This is a genomic window from Pseudomonas sp. Pseusp97 (assembly GCF_047304025.1).
Classification (GTDB): domain Bacteria; phylum Pseudomonadota; class Gammaproteobacteria; order Pseudomonadales; family Pseudomonadaceae; genus Pseudomonas.
Map to the genome: position 1 here is coordinate 1 of NZ_JBGLYK010000385.1, position 2,674 is coordinate 2,674.

General features: G+C 70.0%; 2 protein-coding genes. One reads left to right on the top strand and one right to left on the bottom strand.

The genetic code is table 11. From position 1 onward, the window contains the following. Positions 1-971: 3-deoxy-7-phosphoheptulonate synthase (locus ACCC94_RS29155; RefSeq protein WP_413353061.1), on the top strand; the 971-nt coding region annotated here is incomplete at its 5' end. 450 nt (positions 972-1,421) lie between these two features. On the opposite strand, the gene ACCC94_RS29160 is transcribed toward ACCC94_RS29155, so the two are convergent. Then, a partial coding sequence (locus ACCC94_RS29160; protein ID WP_413353062.1) for a cobaltochelatase subunit CobN occupies positions 1,422-2,674 on the bottom strand: 1,253 nt, incomplete at its 5' end.

The window sequence follows — 2,674 nt, forward strand, 5'->3', positions numbered from 1 at the left end:
GGCAGGCGCTGTCCGCCGCCATGGCCCACCGCGTCCGCGAAGGCCGCGAGGCGATCCGCGCCGTCCTCGATGGCCGCGACCGGCGCCTTCTTGTAGTGATCGGCCCCTGCTCGCTGCACGACCCCGTCTCCGCCCTCGAATACGCCGACCGCCTCGCCGAACTGGCGCCGCAGGTGAGCGACCAGTTGTTGCTGGTGATGCGCGCCTACGTCGAGAAGCCGCGCACCACCATCGGCTGGAAAGGCCTGGTCTACGACCCGCAGCTGGACGGTACTGGCGACATGGCCGGCGGCCTGGAGCTGTCGCGCCGGCTGATGCTGGGCATGCTCGAACGCGGCCTGCCGATCGCCACCGAACTGCTGCAACCGCTGGTGGCCGGCTACTTCGACGATCTGCTGGGCTGGGCCGCCATCGGTGCACGCACCAGCGAATCCCAGGTGCACCGCGAGATGGTCAGTGGCCTCGACCTGCCGGTGGGCTTCAAGAACGGCACCGACGGCAGCATCGGCATCGCCACCGACGCCATGCGCTCGGCGGCGCACCCGCACCAGCACTTCGGCATCGATGCGCTGGGGCGCCCGTCGCTGGTGCAGACCCAGGGCAACCCGGACACACATCTGGTTTTGCGCGGCGGCCATGCCGGGCCGAACTTCGACGCGGCCAGCGTGCAGCAGATTCGCCTGGGGCTGGAGAAGCTCGGCCTCGATGCAAGCATCATGGTGGATTGTAGTCACGCCAACAGCGGCAAGGATCCGCTGCGCCAGCCGGCGGTGCTGGACAGCGTGCTCGACCAGCGCCTGGCCGGCGATGCGTCCTTGCGTGGCGTGATGCTGGAGAGCCATCTGTTCGACGGCTGCCAGCCGCTGTCCGGCGAGCTGCGCTACGGCGTCTCGATCACTGACGGCTGCCTGGGGTGGAGCGGCACCGAGGCGTTGCTGCTGAATGCGGCGGAGCGGCTGCGTCGCGGCTGAACGCGCTTTTTTGTAGGAGCGGGGGGGGGGGGGGGGGCGCGCCCCCCCCCCCGCGGCGGGGGGGGGGGGGGGGGGGGGGGGGGGGGGAAAGAGAAGGAGGGGGGGGGGGGGGGGGGTGGTCTTTTTTTTTTTTTTTGCTCCCGCGCCCCCCCCCCCCCCCCCCCCCCCCGGGGGGGGGTCCATCCCCCCCCCCCCCCCCCCGCTCCTACAAATCATGCTGTGCTCGGAGCCTGGGATTGATGGGTATCGCTTCGCTCCACGCCATCCTACGAGAGGCAGAAATTCCTCACTGCTCCTCGCTGCCCACCAGATCGTAGGGCGCATAACGCGCCAGCGTTATCCGCCGCAAGGCAATCGGCGGATAACCCGTTCCGGGTTATGCGCCCTACGGTCGTGTATCGCCGGACGCCATCGCGGACGGAGTCCGCTTCTACACAGGCGCGAGATTCCTCACTGCTCCTCGCTGTCCACCAGCAGGTTCTCCAGCGTCTCGCGGTACTTCCCCGGCTCCTCCCACAACCCGCGCTGTTGCGCTTCCACCAGGCGTTCGGCGATGTCGCGCAGGGCTTCGGGGTTGTGCTGGCGGATGAATTCGCGGGTGTCGTCGTCCAGCAGGTAGGCGTCGGCCAGCAGGCGGTACTGGTGGTCGTCCACCAGTTCGCTGGTGGCATCGAAGGCGAACAGGTAGTCCACCGTCGCGGCCAGTTCGAAGGCGCCCTTGTAGCCATGGCGCTTCATGCCGGCGATCCATTTCGGGTTCACCGCGCGGGCGCGCACCACGCGGCCGAGTTCTTCCTTCAGGGTGCGGATGCGTGGGTTGTCCGGCTGGCTGTGGTCGCCGTGGTAGCTGGCGAGTGACTGCCCCTGGATGACCTCGGCGGCGGCCAGCATGCCGCCCTGGAACTGGTAGTAGTCGTTGGAATCGAGGATGTCGTGCTCGCGGTTGTCCTGGTTGTGCAGCACCGCCTGGAGGCCGGACAGGCGCTGGGCAAAGCGCTCGCGCGCCGGGGTGCCGTCGTCGCTGGCGCCGTAGGCGTAGCCGCCCCAATTCAGGTAGGCCTCGGCGAGGTCGGCGCGGCTGTCCCACTGGCGCGATTCGATCACGCCCTGCACGCCGGCGCCGTAGGCACCGGGCTGGGCGCCGAAGATGCGCCAGCCGGCCTGGCGGCGGGCTTCATCAAGCGCCAGTCCCTCCGACTGCAAGTGTGATTGATCGGCGCGCACGCGGGCGGCCAGCGGGTTCAGGTCGTCCGGCTCATCCAGCGCGGCGACAGCCTGCACGGCGGCGTCGAACAGGCGGATCAGGTTGGCGAAGGCGTCGCGGAAGAAGCCAGAGACCCGCAGCGTCACGTCGACCCGCGGGCGGTCGAGCAGGCTGATCGGCAGGATCTCGAAGTCTTCCACGCGCTGGCTGCCGGCCTGCCAAACCGGGCGCACGCCGAGCAGCGCGAGGGCCTGGGCGATGTCGTCGCCGCCGGTGCGCATGGTCGCCGTGCCCCACACCGACAGGCCGAGCTGGCGCAGGTGGTCGCCGTGGTCCTGCAGGTGGCGTTCGAGCAGGCGGCTGGCGGACTGGAAGCCGAGGCGGAAGGCGGTGGGCGTGGGCAGGTTGCGCACGTCCACGGTGAAGAAGTTGCGCCCGGTGGGCAGCACGTCGACCCGCCCGCGACTGGGCGCGCCGCTGGGACCAGGCGGAACGAAGC